Genomic DNA, 20,232 nt, shown 5'->3' with positions numbered 1-20,232 from the left:
TTGCATTAATAAACATACAAGTGATACGTATAAAATAGCATGAGTTGTAAAAAATATTTATTGATTTGTAAACTGATGGAAGGCATTGTACTATGATTCGTTTGCGAACACGATTACGTCATGTTGTAGCTGTATTTACTGTTATTTCTACACTTTTAGCGATTGCAGGATGCTCAACTTCAACATCGCAAATAAGCTCAAACGCAAACAAATCTGGAAAGCCTATTGGCAATGTTGCTATTTTTTCTCCTTCAGACGGACTTTCATTAAATAGACACACTCCACTGAGCACATGGAATTTATTAATACCTGAAATAGTAAAATCTTTGAAATCGCATGGTTTTAGCGATTCAAATATTGAAACACATTCTTACTCAAACTTAGAAGAACAAAGCCAAGCAATCCAAGATTATGTGGTATCAAAAATTTCTTCGCAAAAGAACAAGAATAATGATTCTGAAAAATCCAACAATAAAGGCAATAGCGTAAAAGATTCCAAAAAATCTGAAACAACTATTGTTGTTGCTCCATGGACGGATAAAAACGGAAGCAATAATTATGGCGATTACGTTACTCAGCCAGAATACGCATCATATTTAAATTCTAAAAATAATGATTCTTCAAAAAATAAGTCTGCAAATAAGTCTGCAAAGAAATCTAACGCCAAAAAAGACGAAAAAACAGACAACAAAGCAGACAGTAAAAACGCTGATAATACTTCTAATGACAACGATCAAGATACTCAAAATAATGCGAACAAACATGTAGATAACGCTGCAGAAAAACGTTTAGCATCAGCATTGAAATTAGCTCAAAAGTACGGAATGCACGTAGTACTTTTGTCTCGCATGATTGAAAACTTTGAGCCAGACGCTATATTTAATTTCTCTACTGCTGAAGAAATAGGCGAAATGCAAGCGGCAACACTTGTTGAAAAACTTGCGCTATACAAAGCAAGTAAAGACCATCCTAAGTCTATTGAAGTGCTTTTGCCGTGCCACATTCAGCCTAAATCCTCAAACGATTCAAATAAATCAGATGGAACAAGTTCAAGCGCCAATAATACAGAAGACGAATCATACTCTGACGAATTTGCTCGACATGCTTTTATAGGTATTTGGAAAGTATTACAGCCTTATTTTGAAGCTGGAACCTTAATTTCACCATCTGGAAAATTACATGCGCAAGTAGAAGAAAAAGATTGGAAAAACGTTGCTTTTTACGCTAATGACGCTGAATCGTTTAAAAAAGAGCTTACTAAGCGTTTAATCTCACAGGAAAATATTTTAGGTAATAAGTATTCACATATTGATGGAATTATTGCCTTGAACGATAACGCTGCTTCTAAGATAGTCAAAGCACTATCTGACTTTGGATACAAAGGTAGCGCTGCAGATATTAATCCTTCTATTAGCGTTCAAGATATTATTGGAAATATTATTGGCAAGCGAAATCTTAATAAAGAAGCAGTTCCTTCGCCTAACCTAAATAATAAAAAAGATAATAAATCTAAAGATAAAGATAACGTAAGCGATAATTCAACTGTTAAAGATTCGAAAACAGACAATAATCGCACTAATGAAGAAAACGATTCATTGATGAAATGGCCAATCGTAACAGGTTACGGTGCCTACAAGGATTCATTGCCTAATATCGTTGAGGGCAAACAATGGATTACAACTATTGAAAATATGCAAGATTCTTCAAAAGACGTAGCACATGTTTGCCAACAATTAAATCAAACAGGCAAACTAACTCCAGACGCTCAAATGACAACTGTTACGATAAATAACAAGAAAGTAGCTATTTATTCCGAAAAGGTTATTGCCGTAAGCGCTACAAATCTAAAGGCAATGCTGATCGATCCTGGATACGTAAGCCTCGCAGATGCAGGATTATAAAAGTCCCATAACTTACGAAAATTTATAATAAGATTCTGCTAAAGGTTTGCTATATAACTTATAACAAACTTTTAGCAGAATTTATTTATCTATTTATCTATCTATCTATCTATTTATCGACGTTTGCGCGGAGCATAAATAACTTGCTCAATCAAATTACTATAACGCTCTACTACTGCTTGTCTTTTAGCTTTCATACTTGGCGTAATCAACCCGTTTTTCTGAGTAAATTCTTCTGCAACGATTTCAAAACGTCTTATGGATTCAGCTCTAGAAACCATCGTATTTGCCCTAGAAACAGCACGCTCAACTTCTGCCCTAACAATAGAATTACGCGATGCTTCAGCAAGAGAAGACACTTTACGAGCACCCTTTTGTTCTAGCCAAGAATTAACTTCAGCTAAATCAAGCGCAATAATAGCTGCTATAAACGGCTTCCTATCCCCTATAACAACGCATTGGGAAATAACTGGAGAAGTCATAATAGATGCTTCTAAAGGACCAGGAGATAAATTCTTTCCTCCTGCTGTAATAATAAGATCCTTCTTACGACCAGTGATTCGCACAAACCCATCTTTATCTAATGAAGCAAAATCACCTGTATGAAGCCAGCCATTTACAATCTGCTTTTCAGTAATTTCAGGATGATTATGATAGCCATTGCAAACTGCACGGCTTTTAATGCATAATTCGCCTTCATCGTCAATAGCAACAGAAACACCTTTAACAGGTAATCCAACTGTACCAATGCGATATCCGACTGTAGGATTTACCATAGCAGGCGCACAAGTTTCAGTCATGCCATATCCTTCAAGCAAAGGAAGACCAACACCGTTAAAGAAGTGTGCTATAGATAAATCAAGTGGAGCTCCGCCAGATACTGCATACTCAACCGATCCACCAAAAACTTGCATAATTGAGCTATACACTAACTTGTTAAATATTGAGTGCATAAGCGAAAGCATAGGAGGGATAGCACCACCGGACTGTTGCGCTCTAGACCACTGAATAGCGACTTTAGTAGCGCGAGCAAAAATAAATCCTTTAACGCCGCGACCAGCTTTTTGAGAAGCAGCATTATAAATCTTTTCAAAAATACGAGGAACAGCGAGTATAAATGTAGGCTTAAATTTCTGGAAATCAGAAAGTATAGTCTTTAAATTACTTGTTAAACCGAGAGTGACATTTCCTGCGAAGCAGAAGAATTGCATAAAGCGTGCAAAAACATGAGCTAATGGCAAAAACAGCAATAATCTAGCGTTCGGCTTCATTGCAATATCTGGCATAGAAATAACACCACTTTTAGCGATAAAAACAAAATTACTATGTGTTAGCTCTACGCCTTTAGGTTCGCCAGTAGATCCTGAAGTATAAACGATTGTTGCTAAGTCATCTCCTCGAACAGACTGCTCACGCTCATAGAATTCAGCATCTGTAACAGCCTTGCCGTATTCAATGCACGCATCTATTGCATCACGAGAAATAACATATATGTCTTTCAAAGAAGGACAATCATCTTTAACATTAAGAACTTTATCTTGTAATTCAGGAGATTCTACAAATACAGTACCAACATTGGAATCATTAAAAATATTCATAATCTGTATCTGAGAATTAGTTTCATAAACAGGTACAGTTAAAGCACCAATAGACATAATTGCTAAATCCAACACTGTCCATTGCCAAGAAGTGTGAGCAATAATAGACACAGAATCTCCTGGCATAACACCACGAGCAATCAATCCCTTTGCAACAGCAATTACCTTATCTCGAAATTCTTTAGCAGTGAAAGATTCCCAATTACCGTTGTCATTAACGTATTCAACTAAAGAATCATCCGGTTTGCGTTCAACACGATTTTCAAGAATTGAAAATATATTAGCATCATATTCAATATGCTCATCAAGCGGACGAGAAAACTCCTGCATAACGCTCCCTTTGTTATGTGAACGAAACAGTACTTTAGTAGATCTAATTAGAATCTACACGTATTCTTATGATTCCACATTCTATACTTTCGTAAGTATCTTCATGCACAAATAAGTTGCCAAATTAAAACTTGAATGTGATTTATATGATTTATATGATTTATGTGATTTATTCGAATACGCTTATTTTCACCACGAAATGCTTATTTTATTGGTTTCCATACAATCCTCCTCATAGAAGCTTTAATAGCAGGGTCTTCATAGTGACGCTTATCTTTTTTAAGACCCCATTGAACACACGAGTTATCGCAATGATCAGATCCGCGAGAAACAGATCCTATAAGTTGTCCGCGCTTTACGGATTCACCTACTGAAAGAAAGGTTTTAGCAGGTTCAAAAGTGGACGTTATGGATCCATGCTTTATGCTGACTACATTTTTATGAGCTACAACGCCAGCAAAACTTATAATTCCGTTAGCTGGAGCAAATAATTTGGTCCCCTCTTTTGCTTCTAAATCAACCCCTCGATGGCCAGCCATCCAAGGTTTTTCAGGAGGATCAAAAGGCCTTAATATTCTTACATGCTTTACAGGCCACAACATACTAGCTTCACAAATACTTTTCGAAGAAGCTTTTGAATCACTAACTAGCATCACGCGGTAACAATCAGATTTACTTGAATTTAGAATCTTTTTATTAGAGTCATATGAAGAATAATAGTTGTAATTATTGGATATTAAATTACTTGATATTAAATTACTTGATATTAAATTGCCTATAGCAACAATAACTAAAGTAAGTACAATAGCAAAATATAAAATATATGAAGATTTGCTTGTTTTATCACTTTTTTCTGAATTATTTAAAGAATCCGATTTTTTAAAAAGCAAGTTAAAAGAAAACAAGTTGCATAGAGAATCCCTAAGCGAAAAATTACGTGAAACCATGCGCGAAACCTTACGCGAAAACATCTTAGAAAAATTACGCGAAACCTTACGCAAAAACATAAATAACCCCTTCCCCCACAATTTTTACTTTGGCTTATTAGCAGTTCGTAAAAAGCTAAAAAATAACTCTTTCATATGAAAATCACATGTATAAATACAAATAAATTTCATATTTTATTCTCATTATTTGAAGCTCTAACTTAATGAAAATAATTTATATAATTATGATTTATATAAATTATGAAACTTGCATTAAGCAAAAAGAAGTATTTTTTATAAATGTGGTCAGAAGTTCATAAGACTATGCACAAATAGGAAAAACCTTGTTTTTATTGAGTTTTATTGAATTTTGATATTGTTTTAAGATTTTACGACACGCCAAAACTAAGAAAATTTGCATATCTTAAAAATCCGTGTAATATAAATGTCTTGTGCACAGCACACAGCTAAACACAAAGGATATTCCTGCGTAGCTCAGTTGGCAGAGCGTTCGACTGTTAATCGAATGGTCGCTGGTTCAAGCCCAGCCGCAGGAGCCATTAACCACCGGTTCGCCGGTGGTTTTTTTGTATGACAATAGAGGTTTTGAATTTAACCGAAATTTTGTGAATTAACGCCTAGCTTTGGGAAATAACCCTAGTTTTGTGAATTAAACTTTAGAATCACTTCTAAACATATATAAAATAGCGTAAAATATGTGGCACGTATTACTTGCAATACACTAAAAATGATTACCACAAGTAAGGAAATACATATGCCAACAAAAGTTTTACTAGGCGAAAATGTAAAGAAAAAGAAGCTTATTGCTCTTATATCATGCATTGTTGTATTAGCACTTGCATTAACTGGATTAGGTTCGTATTGGTATTTTAAACAATCCGAAGAGACTAATGAAGCGCGTAAACAATGCCAAGAAGAAGTAGCAAAAATTTCAAAACCAAATAAAACTTGGAAAAAACTTGTAGGGAATTCCTTTTTAGTTACTTTAACGCAACAAGATAGCGAAAATAGTAAAAAATTAGCAAGTTTACTTGCAGAAAAAGCTCCTGAACCAATTACATGCAATGCTAATTCAGCTGAAGAATTAGGAAAACAAAGCGCTCAAGCAATAGCTGCATCGCAATGGTATAAAGATGAATCTACTAAGATACGCTCTCTTGCAGTTTCATTGGTTAACGAAATGAAAGAAAAGCAAGATAAAGACAAGGATAAAGATAAAGACAAGGACGATAAGAACGCGGATAAAAACAAGGATACAAGCGTAAACAAAAAAGAAGAAACTAAGCGTACGCCTAATCCTGTTGTAAAACATCCAGTTAAACAAAATAATCAAACCAAGACCGGCAAGACTACTCCTAATAAGAACACTCCTAAGACAAACAAAGGCAAGACCGGCAAGACAGACAAGACAGACAAGACTGATAAGACAGATAAGACCAACAAGGACAAAGACAAGGACAAAGACAAGGACAAAGACAAGGACAAAGACAAGGACAAAGACAAGGACAAGGACAAGGACAAGGACAAAAACAAAAGCAAAACAGAAACCGGGAACGACGAAGAAAACAAAACAGATCCCAAAAAAAATAATAACGGGGAACCAGATGCTGGAACAGTAAATACAAATGATCCAGCTAAGGGAAACAGTGAACAAAGACCATAAAATTGGTATCTTATAAAACAAATAACTAAAAATAGAAAATAAAATGGTTGAGGCTCAACAGTTTTTCTGCTGAGCCTCAACCATTTGTGTATGAATTAGAAACCTAATTCATACACAACTTTTAATAACATCTTAATAACAACTAAATAATCACTTCCCAAGATCTACTTCTTTAAGAGGAATTACTTTAGTACGATTCTTAATCTTGTACCCAACGTACAGAATTATGAATAACGGAACAGACATGTAAGTAATACCAATACCTTCCCAATTAAGCGTTGCAAACGAGCGCAAATCCTGACCAACAATAACCAGAACACACAAAAGGAACGCCACAATCGGACCAAACGGATACCACTTTGCACGATACACTAAATTGTTCAAAGAATGACCCTGAGCCACATAAGCCTTACGGAAACGGTAGTGAGAAGCAGCAATACGCCGAATTACTGCGACAGTATTTGACTTATTCAGTCAAATCCCAACTTATGACTTAGAAAGTATCGTCATAAATTTCGGCATTATCCCCTTTCACCAATAATCTTCGCTACTTTCAAGCTCATATTGGCTACTATTGTCAAATGCAACCTCTGGTCGATGTGTTTCATTATTAGCATAACGTGCGACAAAATCACAAAGACCAGAGTAAAACAGTGTAAAACCTATAAAACTTAATTCCAAAAATCTAAATCATTTTGAAATAAGCCTCTTCTTTTTAAGAACTAATTTTATATCTGCAGCAGATGCAACTTCAGAAGAATGAGTTACAACAATTACGCACTTTCCACGTTTATGAGCAGCATCACGAAGCAAAGAAATAACGTCAGAAGTAGTATCAGGATCTAAACTTCCTGTAGGCTCATCAGCCAAAATAACAGGAGAAGAAGAAACAAGCGCACGAGCAATCGCAACACGCTGCTGCTGACCACCTGAAAGTTGCATAATATTACGAGTTGATTCCTGCTCATTAAGACCAAGTTCATACAAAATATCAACTTTCGCTTTAGAATCTACAAGTCTCACATTTTCTATCGGAGTTAAATAATCAATAAGATTAAAATTCTGGAAAACTAAAGAAACATGCTTCTTCCTGTGATTTGCATAACCAGTACTTGCAATATTTTCCCCATTGAAAAGAACAGTGCCCTTGGTAGGAGAATCTAAGCCAGCTAATAAAGATAGTATTGTTGACTTTCCTGAACCAGATGGACCTGTTATGCTATACATTTTCCCTGATTCGAATACAGCATTAACTTCACGAAGAACAGCTATATTTGCAGGACCATAAGAATATTCAACATTATTTAACTCTAATAAATTTGTCATAATCATTCCTTTTACAATAACTCTTTTCAAAATTTTTCTATAAAATAATTATTTAACTTAAAATACTTCTGATTTATCCAAATATCTAAAACGCTAACTCATAGCACTTAAAACAGCACGAGGTCGCGAAGTAAATAACGGAATTAATGCAAGTAATAGCGCAACTATTGCCATAGCAAATCCTATAAGCAAAGCAAATACAGTCTGACTAAGAGGCAACATAGGAATATGCAACGATGAAATAGAAGAATCAGCAATGCTTGAAAACATAAAATTCCCTACTACTCGCGACACAGAAGCACCGAATATAAGAGATAAACATGCTGAAATTGCAGAAATAATAATGATTTCAGCAATCATTTGAGCAGCTATAGAGATTTTATTAATACCAAGCGCCATGAATACTCCAACTTCATGAATGCGACTGCGCACAAAGAAAACAAGCACTAATCCTAAAATCAATATGCCAACTAATCCAAGAACTACAAAAATCATAGTTATCATTGATTTAACTGATTTCACAGATTGTAATACTCCACTAAAACGAGCTGAATTATCTTCAATATCGAATTTTCCGTTTGATAATTCTTTAGCTTTAATAAGAGCATTATTCAATAAATCTTCACTATTCAAAACGCATCTAACGGCATTTACTAATTTAGCTCCACTAAGCGTAAAAGCTGTATAAATATCTGTTACAATGCGATTTTCTGAAGAATCAGATGGCAAAATCCCTTTTGTTTGCATTTTCCCGGAAAATATGCCAACTATCGATACTTTTGCATGATGATTGCCTTGATAAAGAGTAATCTCAGATCCTATGTGAAGTTTATTTTTATCAGCAAAAGCTTTATGTACTATTGCACTATGAGAACTTTTAGTATCGATATGTTTACCAGAATCAAGGTTATATAAACCTTCTTGGAATCCAGACGCTAACCGAGAAGATGTTGTTCCAGTAACACCTACATATGATGCCATTTTGTCGTTATCTAATCTAGGACCAGATGTTGCAGCTACAATTTGCATACCACGAGCAGAAGCAAGCGTTTCAGACTCATAAGAACTTGTTTTTACACCAGCTATTGAAGAAAACTTTTTAGCTTGTTCTAAACTCATTCCAGATTGAGAATAATCTACAAAACCATTGGATTTGTCGGAATTACTTGTATTATCAACAGCTTTATCTGTAACAGTATTTTGAGAGTTTGACTGTGCTTGTTGAGTTATATTATCAACATTATTTCGAGAATAAACATTGAATCCTAGTCCAATATTATTATTTATATTCTCTTGCACACTTTGCACAGCTGCAATCACACCAGCCTGAGAAACTAAAGAAGTTAACACTAAAGTAATAATCAGCATCAACATAGCGCTTCTTCGTGGCTTCCTTACAACAGCAATCCACGATCTATATAAAATATCTTTTATTGATTGATTCATTTGATTCCTTGAAAATACACTGTTTTAAGTAATTTATAAAATGTTATTTTTGCATTCCCAATAACTCTCTAGGAGTTTTCTTTAACATTGGCAAGCTTGAAATAAGCACAGAGATTACAATTACGAAAACAATAATAAGAGTTGTATATGCGAGACAATTCAAATCAACATTAACAACAAGCTTATCTAAGGTTCTTGTCGCCATGCTTGATTCAAGATTCCCACCTGCTTGACCCATAGAACTAAGTTCGCGCGCAGCAGAACTATTTACTGAACTCAACGCAGAACTACCCATCCAAGGAGAAACAAACAATGAAATGCAGTATCCAAGTATTATTGAGAAAATAGAAACAAGGAAAATTTCGCTAATATACTGTAAAATCATTGAACTTTTTTTAACGCCAATAGAAGTCAAAACTCCCATTTCTCTGCGTCGCTCGTTAAACCATAAAAGCAAAACCAATCCTAATGCAATAATTGCAAACAAAATAACAATTACAGACGTAACGCTCATCATAGAACGAACACCTTTAGCAGCATTTATAAGACCTGAGACAAATTGATCATTCCTAGTTAATTGATACGATTGCAAATCGATATTTAAGGAAGAAGCTTCTTTTATAATTTGATCTGCATCATAATTTCGCTTAACAAAGAACGTCGCGTCCTGATATATTTCTTTCCCAGGCTCATATTTATAAAGTTCCCTGGTAGTTTTCAAATCTGTATAAATAGTATTCGCAGTAAGCTCTGCTCTAGTTGCAACACTGCGATTATTAGCACCACCAAATATTCCAACAATGGTAGTTGTCACACTGGCTTTGGATTGACGAACATTATCCGCATCATATGGATTAGCTTTTAAAATAAGCTTATCCCCAACTTTTAAATTATTTAATTTAGCTAAGTCCTCATGAATAAAAGAAACATGAGTGTCTTTTGAATTTATATGCTTACCTTTAACTAAATTAATCGTTTTAGTCACAAAAGCATTTAGAGATGCAGAATCATTCGTGCCTTCTAAATTCACAGCATTACCGAATTGCTTTTCACGACGCTCATCATAGTCTTGTACGCCTGGAATACGCGCAGCTTTTGCATTAACTAAATCCGCTGTCACGTTTTGGCGAACAACATATGAAGATATTCCTTGAATCTTAGAAATTTTAGAAACGTCTTTAGGATTTACAGTTCCTGCTCCCCTAGGCGTTCCAGGATTAAATTGAGGATTATTAGAAAGAACAAAACTAGATGAAGCTTGACTTTCTACCTTTTCACTTTCTTTTTGGGCAGCAAAGCCAACAGCTTGAGAAGCCAATAAAAGTGTAGAAATCAAAGTAAGAATAGTAAAAATTATTAAACTTTTAATACGCTTCCTTACAATATAGCGAAATGCACGCGAAATAAATGTCATAGAACGCCTTTCATCACCGAAATACCTGACAAAAAATATTCGTTATTTTATTTAAATACTCTTTTATTATCTATAACGTAATCCACATCGTAATTTAAAAAATAAATTACTAGCTCATTAAATATTTAAAAAATGAGTATTGCTTAACTGTATCACAAGCCAAGGTCTTAAATGATATATAAAATCATTATCAATAAATATGAATGGCGGCATAACCAAGCAATACTATTAAAATTTTGCTTCTACTTGTATTAGAAGTATCAGCAGTCTTAGCGCTTTCAGCAGTTTCAGAAGCTTCAGCAGCTATGAAATATAACTACAAAACGTAGCTAAAAAATCATTGCATTACAACGACGTACCATGCTCATCAAGACGAGGATTACGTCTAGCGTTGCCAATAGTGAAGAACAATCCAACAACACCTAAAGCAAAAAGCACAGAAGAAATGATAGTTAATACGATAGGAGTATTTGGTAACCACATAAACACAAATAAAGCGAATGCAGAAATAAGAATAACAGCCCATGAAACGATGCTTATCACTTTACGAACTTTATTCCAAGTTTCATCCCCAGCTTCAGCACGAAGAATATTGCGATTAAACTTATCTTCTTGGGAAGTAACACTAGAAGAAGGTTTCCACTCCCCATCTTTATGTTCTGCAAGACGACGAGAACGATCCTGAAGAGCGTACTCATCAATCATTCCACTTCTAGCGCGACCTTTTGTATCATCGTACTGTGAAGGAATTCCCCTGCGGCTCTGCCTTTCCTTCGCACGACGCTCTTTACGATTTGCCATGATTATTCCTTTCTACATTGAATTTTCACATATAACGTATTTACGACACAATACGCACTATTTTAGCGCACAGTCAGACCGTCTTCACACGCGTCAACGATTTTTTCTATCAATAAATCGTTGAGCAACCTACCTTTGCGCGTTGCGATAATGCGATCTTCATGCAACACTGCCAAATCTTCCTTACACACTTCAAGTAACACTTTTTGCAAATGCGAATCATTGAAGGCTTTATTAGTTTCGCGCATCTTTCCGCACAATTGCGAAATATTAAGACCTTCTTTAATACGAAGCCCCAACATTACTTCTTCAATAAGAGCATCTTCTGCGTTTATGCACTCGTAGTTTTGCCAAGGAACATTCCCAGAATTAATTGCATGAGCCCAATGTTTTGGATGCAAAATATCCCATGAGCGAAGATTATAAAACTCGTTTGGATTAGCTAAAGAAGCGTCATCATCCATACTTTGTTTACTAATGTGATTTGCAGAATTGTAGTGAGAATGCGCACCAGGACCAATTCCAGCCCAATCAATATTCTTCCAATATCCAAGATTGTGACGAGACTCAAAACCGGGGCGCGCCCAATTAGAAATCTCGTACCATTCTAAGCCAGCAGAATTAAAAAGTTCGTCTGCCAACTCGTATTTTGCTGCCTCATCATCATCATTTGGCGCTTGAATAGTGCCAGCAGCGATTTGACGACCCATTTTTGTACGCGGCTCTACCGTTAGCGCGTATGCAGAAATATGGTTAACGCCCAGACTTAAAGCCATTTCTACTGACTTTCGCCAATCGTCTAAACTCTCCCCCGGAGCTCCATAAATCAAGTCAACGCTTGAGCGCAAGCCGCAAGCATTCGCAGCTTTTACACCGCGAGTTACGTTTTCTGGAGTATGAGTACGGTCAAGAGTTTTAAGAACATGCGCAACAGCCGATTGCATTCCAAAAGATATTCGTGTAAATCCGCCTTCTGCAAGCGTCTCAATATACTTTTCATCTGCAGTGTCTGGATTTGCTTCAGTCGTTATTTCAGCGTCTTTATTGAATCCCCACAAGTTACGTATTTCTTGCAAAATTCGCACTAAATCTTGCGCTTTAAGAACTGTTGGAGTTCCTCCGCCGAAGAAAACAGATTGCGCTTTAGGCTCGAAAATTCCGTGATATTCCTGCCATTTTTTTACAAGTTGCATTTCACGAATCGCAACATCAGCATAACCTTCACGACTCGCACCCTCTCCTAAATCAATCGCAGTATACGTATTAAAATCGCAATAACCGCAGCGACGCAAGCAAAACGGCACGTGCACGTACACTTCAAAAGGCATGATTGAACGCGAATCTTCACTTGTCATGTTCGATTCAAAATTCAATATAAGCCTCAGCCTTCAGACTTTTGTGCTGCACGAATCTTATCTTTAGTATCGCGATCGTTTGCGCTCTCATCCGTAGCTAATGCAGCAACGAATGCCTCTTGAGGCACTTCAACATGGCCGAGCATCTTCATGCGCTTCTTACCAGCCTTCTGCTTTTCAAGAAGCTTACGTTTACGCGTAATATCACCGCCGTAGCATTTGGCAAGCACGTCTTTTCGAAGAGCGCTAATAGTTTCGCGAGCAATAATTCTAGAGCCAATTGCAGCCTGAATTGGAATTTCAAACTGCTGGCGAGGAATAAGTCCACGAAGCTTCTTAGTCATCATAACGCCGTAAGAATAAGCCTTATCACGATGCACGATTGCACTAAAAGCGTCAACCTTTTCTCCCTGAATAAGAATATCAACTTTCACTAAATCGGCAGATTGCTCGCCATCCTCGTGGTAGTCAAGAGAAGCATAACCCTTTGTGCGGCTCTTAAGCTGATCGAAGAAGTCAAAAACGATTTCTGCAAGAGGAATCCTGTAATGCATTTCCACGCGGTCTGCACTAATGTATTCCATTGTGCCCATTTCTCCGCGATGATCCTGGCACAAATCCATTACAGCACCAATAAATTCTTTCGGCGTAATAATATCGGCAGCAACCATTGGCTCAATAATGCGCTTAATTTTACCTTCTGGAAACTCGCTAGGATTTGTTACGTGATGCTCTTTACCATCTTCGCTAGTAACGTCGTAAGTTACGTTAGGAGCAGTGGAAATAAGATCCAAGCCAAACTCGCGGCTTAAGCGCTCGGAAACAATCTCCATATGAAGAAGACCTAAGAATCCGCAACGGAAACCAAAGCCCAATGCAACAGACGTTTCTGGCTCGTAGATAAGAGCTGCATCATTAAGTTTTAACTTATCAAGAGCATCTCGAAGATCTGGGAATTGCGCGTTGTCAATTGGGAAAAGACCTGCGTAAACCATAGGCTTCGGATCTCTATATCCTTCCAAAGGTTCGGATGCAGGATTTGCAGCACTAGTAATAGTGTCACCAACTTTAGATTGGCTCACGTCTTTTGCGCCTGTAATTACGTATCCTACTTCTCCAGCTCCAAGAGCCTTAGTTGGAGTCATATCTGGGCTAATAACGCCGATTTCAATAGGATCATGCGTCATACCAATACCCATCATATGCAATTTTTCACGCGATTTAAGCTCGCCATCAACCATACGAATATATGTGACGATTCCGCGATACGAATCGTATACTGAATCAAAAATAAGAGCACGAGCAGGAGAATCAGGATTTCCTGTTGGAGCTGGAACTTCCAACACAATTTGGTCAAGAAGATCTTTTACACCTTCGCCAGTTTTACCAGAAACACGCAATACGTCCTCCGGCTTGCAGCCAATTAATCCAGCTATTTCTTCAGCATGCTTATCTGGTTCAGCACTTGGCAAATCGATTTTGTTAAGAACAGGAATAATTGTTAAATCGTGGTCGATTGCCATATAAAGATTAGAAAGAGTTTGCGCTTCAATTCCTTGAGTAGCATCTACTAACAGCACAGCACCCTCGCATGCTGCTAACGCGCGCGAAACTTCATAAGTAAAATCAACGTGACCAGGAGTATCAATCATGCCAAGAGAATACTCTTTGCCTTCAAAAGTCCAAGGAACACGAACAGCCTGAGATTTAATAGTAATACCGCGTTCCTGCTCAATATCCATGCGATCCAAAAAACGATCTCGCATTTCACGCTCTGGCACAATTCCTGAAAGCTGCAAGATACGGTCTGCCACAGTGGACTTGCCATGATCTATATGCGCAATAATGCAGAAATTGCGTATCAACGATTGATCCGTAAATCCTGGCTGGTTATGCGGTGTAATCAAAGCAAATATCTCCTTTGCATGTTGTAACAAGGCAATTCGTATGCAACACAAGTAATCGCAATAGATAAATTCGCGCAATACACAGAATTGTAGTGTATTTGCATTGCGTTTATACTAAAAATTAACATTCTGCTGCAAATAAGCCATTTTACATTAATTTTAGAAAATTTGCGAATCGTATGCGATTATATGCACTAATTAATTTGAAAAATGATTTATCCAACAATCATGCTATGCTTGCCCGCTGTATGTCCTTATATAGCAAACGTCGTTTGGAGTAACAGTGGCAAACATCAAGTCGCAGAAGAAGCGCGTGCTCACTAACGAGAAAGCGCACAAGCGTAACGTAGCCGTTAAGTCGGCTTTGAAAACCGCTATCCGCGCTACTCGTGAAGCTATCGCTGCCGGTGATAAAGTTGCAGCTGAGGCTGCATATGCAGTCGCCGCTCAGAAGCTTGACAAGGCTGCAGGTCGTGGCGTGATTCATAAGAATCAGGCTGCTAACCGTAAGTCTGGTCTCGCCCTCGCGATTAACGCTCTGTGAGGTTCGTGCAGTTAACTGCATATGGACTAGAGTTTTAACAAATCCTCATTACTTTTCGGTAGTGAGGATTTGTTTTTAGGGTTATTCCCCAAAATGTCAAAATTTTGTTAAAAACAAAGATTTTATATATCTTTTAGTTTTACTTTGTGTATACTTTTTTAATGCTGTTAGATTTAAATACTAATTTCGTTTAAGGTAACATTAGTGAAGAATTTCTTCAAAGGTATATCATTTACGCAAGTACTTGCTGGTTCACTTGCAGCTGTGACGTCATTTTTATTATCGTCAAAGATCGGCATAGCCGGCTCTGTAATTGGCGTTGCCATAGGTTCGATTGTATCGGCAGTAGCATCGCAAATTTATCAAAACGTAATTCGCGCGTCAAAAGAAAAAATTCAAAATCCTCGCACGCAATCTCATGAAACCAACAATAAAGAGATAGCGCAAGCAACAGGAGATGATATTAAAATGTCTAACGTTCCAGTTTCTGGCAATTTTAATAACGCAAATAATTTTGATTACAGTTTAGATACTGATAACTTCAACGATACAATCAATTACGAAAAACCTGGGAACGATAACAATATAAATATTCCTAGAACACGCACTATTAGTTCTAATGCTAACGACGAAAGCATTAATAATACTCGAGTTATGGAGCTTGCTGCAATTCGTGAACAACGAGAAGAAGATATGCAACTTTCTAATGGCTCGGACGAGAATCCTATACCGCTTTCAAAAGCATTACGAAACTCTAATAGATCATATAGTCAAGAAAATATAAGTAATGACCATATGGAAAGTAGATATAAAAAATTAGTAATACTAGTATCAGTATTAAGCGCTTTAGCAGCTGTGGTTATAACAGCAGGAGCAATATTACTTTTCACACAAGGTAAAGGAACAGATAATATAAATTATCCTCAACAAGAACAAAATACTAACAATCAAGAGCAGCCAAATCAGCTAAAACAGCAAAATAAGAATGAGCAATCTGAGAATAACACGAAAGAGGATAATTCCGATAAAGATTCCGATGATTCTAACGCGGATGATAACGAAGATTCTAAAACAAATAATAACGATGACGAAGCTGGCAATAGCGGAGATGATTTGTCTCAAAGCTCGCAGCCTGGCACAAGCGATCAAAATAATACTGATGGGAGCTCAGGATATGAATCTCCATCCGATTCTTCTAATAGCTCGTCATCCGGCTCCTCTGGCTCTGATACATCTTCAGGATCATCTTCTGGATCACAATCGCATACTGGCTCTAACGCTGGCTCAGGATCGTCTAAAAGCGTAGATAAAAGCTACAAAAAAGGATCTGGATCTGGAGAAGCAGGTAGAGGCAACTAATTATTAGCGAACTCGCTGAAAAAGCGATTATGTAATACTTTATGCGAGCAAGTTAAGCTAGCAAATTCAGTAAAGGACTTAAGTAAGCGTATTCGCTAAGCGGATTCAGTAAACAACTTCAGTAAGCGGATTAATCAGGCGGATTCACTAAGCGACACGCCGAGATTTTGATAATTGCTCAAAATGTTGTATTCTATCAAAGGTTCGAATGAACCGGACAATTGAAAAACGGGGCTATGGCGCAGCTGGTAGCGCATCTCCATGGCATGGAGGGGGTCGGGGGTTCGAATCCCCCTAGCTCCACGATTTAAATCTTAGCGGAATATATGATATATACGCTAAGATTTTTTGTTTCCCGTAAGATGTCTTAAGCTCTTATGTCCTCATATTCCGCTGAGATTTTTTATTTTCCATCACAGACTTAAGCGCCTATATCCGCTTTCGCGATGAAACTTTTATCCATACTCATAGTCTTAAGTATTAAGCGCATACATTCAAAAAGAAGATTATTTAAGAGGAATATAAATTAAGAGCTGAATTCCCCTTACACTTAACCCATAACTAGGTAAGTAAGAACAACCAGCTCTTTTGTAATCGCAAAGCGTTCAATAGCAAAGCGTTCAATAGCAAAGCGTTCAATAGTAGAGTGTGTAATAGTAAAGCGCGTAATCGCAAAACTTGCAATACTAAAACTTGGAAATTAACTTTTAAATGCGCTTCAAGCTAAAAATCATTCACTTGTTGAATGCAAGTGGAATTTGATATCTCCATAACTTGGAGAATACACAGCTATGCCGAAAGCAACAATAGAACCAAATTTATCTTTAACAGTTGATTGTGCTACAAGAACAGGAGTTCCTTCTTGAACCTCAAGAACAGCAGCCATTCTACTGCAAACTTTTTCAACATGTATTGAAATCTCATTTTCAGTAAGAGACACAGCATACGTTTTAAAAAGAAAACTAGATAAAGATCCGGTTGAAAAATCATTTGTTAAGATCTTTGGAAAACGTGAAGCATTAAGATATATTGCACTATAACGAGATAATACGCCATCCATATAGCATATTCGTTTCAAACAAATAAGATCAGTATCGGAATCTAATCCTAATCTAGAAGCCGCATCAGCATCGTTAACTACATCATTTTCTAAAACTTTATAAGTAGCAGAGTTATTATCTTCCCCGCTTTGACGATAGAATCCTTGAACTCTATCCGAAATGACTTCACGATTATGACTATATATAATGCCTTTTGCGCGGAATGTACCTCTACCCTGTTCCCTAACAAGCAAGCCTTCTAATATGAGATTATCAACCGCATGTCTTAATGTTATACGACTCACATTGTATTGCTTGCAAAGCTCAACTTCAGGTGGCAATTGTTCATCCGGAGCCATTGAATCAATGCGCTGACGAAGATTATCACGAACGGCTATATACTTTGGAACTCCATCAGCCATTAATATCACTCTCCAATCTAGATATATTCACAAAAATATATGAGCAAATAGCAATAACGACATAAATATGCAAAACAGTTAAATTAAAATCACAAGCGAACAAGCAAATTTTAACTACCGATAGTCTCGCAAATATCTCACTACATCGAAACAAACCGTTGCTACAATTTACTTAACAGAGCAATATACCTCTGCCAAGTAAAAGTAACAACGGTTCGGTTTACTACCTTAATTATTCTATACTATTGCATATATAAATAACTTATTTCATAAATATTGTAGTTTTCAGAAATTATTACGCTTCTACCTGTGTTTCTACAATATTATTTTTTGCTTCTCTTCGTGTCAGAATAAATGACGCAAGATAGAACATAACCAACAAAGATATTACTGACACAATTAGCACAGTTTGACCGCCAGCTACATTAGCATATCCAAGTGCGACGCCCGCAACACCATAATCAGCATCAGAGTATGTTGAATTTGCAGAACCAAGATTTCCTAACACAGGCAAAATTAACAGCGGCAAGAATGTTATAACAAGACCATTAATAAACGAAGCTATTATGCATCCTCTGCGGCCACCTTGTCCGTTTCCGAATACGCCAGCAACGCCGCCAGACATAAAGTGTGCAACAATTCCAGGAATTATTACAGTTGTTCCAGCAAATACCATAGCTGTCATGCCAAGAAGACCGCCAAAGAAGCTTGACAAGAAACCTATAAGAACAGCATTTGGAGCAAATCCAAAAGTCATAGGTGCATCTAATGCTGGTCGCGCATTCTTAACAAGCTTTTCAGAAATACCCTTAAAAGCAGGTACAATCTCATCCAAAACAACCTGAACGCCAGCAAGAATAACGAATACACCTGCAGAGAAAGTAGAAGCTTTAAGAATTACGAATATAATGAAGTTTTGACCATGAGACAATTGACTTTCAATATATTGAGAACCTGCAAACAAAGCAACTACAACATAAATTATTGCCATTGAGATCGTTATAAGCACTGTTGTGTCGCGCAAGAAACCTAAAGCAGAAGGGAACTTAATATCTTCAGTAGACTTCGATGGCTTTTTTCTAGAAGATGTAAGTCGAGCTACTAAAGCTCCTAAAGCAACACCAGCAGATGCAGGATGACCTAAAGCAACATCATCTTTACCGGCGGCTTTTGTCATGAACGGCTGAACAATTGCAGGAGAAATCGTAATAAGCAAGCCTTGAGCAAGAGAACCCCACAGCAGCACTCCCCACATTGGGAATCCTGCAACATTAAATATAACAGCTAGCATGCTTGCCATATAAAATGCCACGTGACCGGTTAGATAAATAAACTTAAAACGAGAAGTAATAGAAAGAATAATATTGACAATCATGCCAAAGAAGAAAATAAGAGCAGACTCTGAGCCATATTTTAATAGGACGGTGCCAATAATTGCTTCATTATTCGGCACAACTCCTTGCACACGAAATGCGTGCTGGAACATGCTTCCAAATGGAGCTAAAGCATCAGTAACAACCCCTGAGCCAGCTGCTAAAACAAGAAAACCAACTAACGTACGAACAGAACCCTGTAAAATATCAGAAATCTTTTTGCGCTGGGCAATAAGACCAATCATAGATATTAAGGCAACAATTACTGCAGGCTGACGAAAAACGTCAAGCAGTACAGACAGAACACCGTTCACGGTTCACTCCTTAAATAAAGGTTGAGCCTGGTAACAATAACGAAGCTGAACGAAACTCTGCAGCATCAATCACAATCCATCCGAGCAGCAAATCACACACTGCACAGAAGCAATAAAGTGCATTAAACGCAAGTCTGCAAAGCAAGCGAACATGACAAGTTAGATAGGACTACTCTATCTTTAATATCTACCTTCAATATCGTAAAGCTCACATGTATTTTAATGTACTTTTTAATAATATCGTTTTCTTGTTATAAAAATCTATATAACGGCATTTTTTTAATAAAAATTTAAGGTTTTTACATTATTTGATGGAAAAAATACAGGTTCGACACGCCGTAAAAACGCAAAAAAATAAAGCTTAAAACTTAAATTGCTTAAATTGTCAATTTATTTTACATTTTTTTGAAAAAATCAACATATGTTTTATAGTCTAAACATTTGTTGGTTTTATATATATTTAATACCTGATATAGCTAACTAAAGACTAAA

General features: G+C 36.9%; 14 protein-coding genes, 2 tRNA genes, 1 pseudogene and 1 riboswitch. Of the genes and pseudogenes, 6 read left to right on the top strand and 11 right to left on the bottom strand.

Annotated elements, in window-relative coordinates; translation table 11 throughout:
- Window positions 1-92: 92 nt before the first annotated feature.
- On the top strand, window positions 93-1,901 hold the full coding sequence (locus BFS05_RS05540; protein WP_103084977.1) for a type 1 periplasmic-binding domain-containing protein: 1,809 nt from the start codon (window positions 93-95) through the stop codon (window positions 1,899-1,901).
- 113 nt (window positions 1,902-2,014) lie between these two features.
- Here BFS05_RS05540 and BFS05_RS05535 read toward each other — a convergent pair whose 3' ends face one another.
- Both BFS05_RS05535 and BFS05_RS07020 read right to left on the bottom strand, forming a co-directional pair.
- Window positions 2,015-3,829 (bottom strand): AMP-dependent synthetase/ligase, encoded by a 1,815-nt coding sequence (locus BFS05_RS05535; RefSeq protein ID WP_103084976.1) that lies wholly within the window; start codon window positions 3,827-3,829, stop codon window positions 2,015-2,017.
- A 203-nt stretch (window positions 3,830-4,032) separates the two neighbouring features.
- Window positions 4,033-4,836, bottom strand: a complete 804-nt coding sequence (locus BFS05_RS07020; protein WP_258004271.1) for a M23 family metallopeptidase — start codon at window positions 4,834-4,836, stop codon at window positions 4,033-4,035.
- Between the two features lie 403 nt (window positions 4,837-5,239).
- On the opposite strand from BFS05_RS07020, the gene BFS05_RS05525 reads away from it, so the two are divergent.
- Window positions 5,240-5,315 (top strand) — tRNA-Asn (locus BFS05_RS05525).
- A 215-nt stretch (window positions 5,316-5,530) separates the two neighbouring features.
- Window positions 5,531-6,439, top strand: a complete 909-nt coding sequence (locus tag BFS05_RS05520; protein ID WP_103084975.1) for a flagellar basal body-associated FliL family protein — start codon at window positions 5,531-5,533, stop codon at window positions 6,437-6,439.
- 150 nt (window positions 6,440-6,589) lie between these two features.
- Here the strand turns inward: BFS05_RS05520 and BFS05_RS05515 are convergent.
- The 7 genes and pseudogenes from BFS05_RS05515 to lepA form a co-directional block, all read right to left on the bottom strand.
- A pseudogene (locus BFS05_RS05515) lies at window positions 6,590-6,877 on the bottom strand (amino acid permease); the annotation flags it as partial.
- A riboswitch (Lysine riboswitch) is annotated at window positions 6,863-7,040 on the bottom strand. (Overlaps the previous pseudogene by 15 nt.)
- An 89-nt stretch (window positions 7,041-7,129) precedes the next feature.
- Window positions 7,130-7,765, bottom strand: coding sequence for an ABC transporter ATP-binding protein (locus BFS05_RS05510; RefSeq protein ID WP_103084974.1), 636 nt, complete (start codon window positions 7,763-7,765; stop codon window positions 7,130-7,132).
- A 93-nt stretch (window positions 7,766-7,858) separates the two neighbouring features.
- Window positions 7,859-9,211 (bottom strand): ABC transporter permease, encoded by a 1,353-nt coding sequence (locus tag BFS05_RS05505; protein WP_103084973.1) that lies wholly within the window; start codon window positions 9,209-9,211, stop codon window positions 7,859-7,861.
- 43 nt (window positions 9,212-9,254) lie between these two features.
- Window positions 9,255-10,625 (bottom strand): ABC transporter permease, encoded by a 1,371-nt coding sequence (locus BFS05_RS05500; RefSeq protein WP_103084972.1) that lies wholly within the window; start codon window positions 10,623-10,625, stop codon window positions 9,255-9,257.
- Between the two features lie 345 nt (window positions 10,626-10,970).
- On the bottom strand, window positions 10,971-11,426 hold the full coding sequence (locus BFS05_RS05495) for a hypothetical protein (RefSeq protein ID WP_103084971.1): 456 nt from the start codon (window positions 11,424-11,426) through the stop codon (window positions 10,971-10,973).
- Between the two features lie 62 nt (window positions 11,427-11,488).
- A complete protein-coding gene (hemW, locus tag BFS05_RS05490) occupies window positions 11,489-12,781 on the bottom strand; it encodes a radical SAM family heme chaperone HemW (RefSeq protein WP_103084970.1) in 1,293 nt (430 codons plus the stop codon).
- A gap of 26 nt (window positions 12,782-12,807) precedes the next feature.
- On the bottom strand, window positions 12,808-14,688 hold the full coding sequence (gene lepA / locus BFS05_RS05485) for a translation elongation factor 4 (RefSeq protein WP_103084969.1): 1,881 nt from the start codon (window positions 14,686-14,688) through the stop codon (window positions 12,808-12,810).
- 283 nt (window positions 14,689-14,971) lie between these two features.
- Here lepA and rpsT point away from each other — a divergent pair, with 283 nt between their 5' ends.
- From rpsT to BFS05_RS05470, 3 genes are all read left to right on the top strand, one after another.
- Complete coding sequence (gene rpsT, locus BFS05_RS05480; protein WP_103084968.1) at window positions 14,972-15,232, top strand: 30S ribosomal protein S20; 261 nt, start codon at window positions 14,972-14,974, stop codon at window positions 15,230-15,232.
- A gap of 204 nt (window positions 15,233-15,436) precedes the next feature.
- Complete coding sequence (locus BFS05_RS05475; protein WP_103084967.1) at window positions 15,437-16,591, top strand: hypothetical protein; 1,155 nt, start codon at window positions 15,437-15,439, stop codon at window positions 16,589-16,591.
- Window positions 16,592-16,821: 230 nt separating this feature from the next.
- Window positions 16,822-16,894 (top strand) — tRNA-Ala (locus BFS05_RS05470).
- Window positions 16,895-17,321: 427 nt separating this feature from the next.
- On the opposite strand, the gene BFS05_RS05465 is transcribed toward BFS05_RS05470, so the two are convergent.
- Window positions 17,322-18,053 (bottom strand): GntR family transcriptional regulator, encoded by a 732-nt coding sequence (locus BFS05_RS05465; protein ID WP_103084966.1) that lies wholly within the window; start codon window positions 18,051-18,053, stop codon window positions 17,322-17,324.
- Window positions 18,054-18,348: 295 nt separating this feature from the next.
- On the bottom strand, window positions 18,349-19,740 hold the full coding sequence (locus tag BFS05_RS05460; RefSeq protein WP_103084965.1) for a PTS ascorbate transporter subunit IIC: 1,392 nt from the start codon (window positions 19,738-19,740) through the stop codon (window positions 18,349-18,351).
- Window positions 19,741-20,232: the final 492 nt, after the last annotated feature.

The organism is Gardnerella coleohominis, from assembly GCF_002896555.1.
Classification (GTDB): domain Bacteria; phylum Actinomycetota; class Actinomycetes; order Actinomycetales; family Bifidobacteriaceae; genus Bifidobacterium; species Bifidobacterium vaginale_F.
This window is presented reverse-complemented; position numbering and strand designations above follow the sequence as displayed.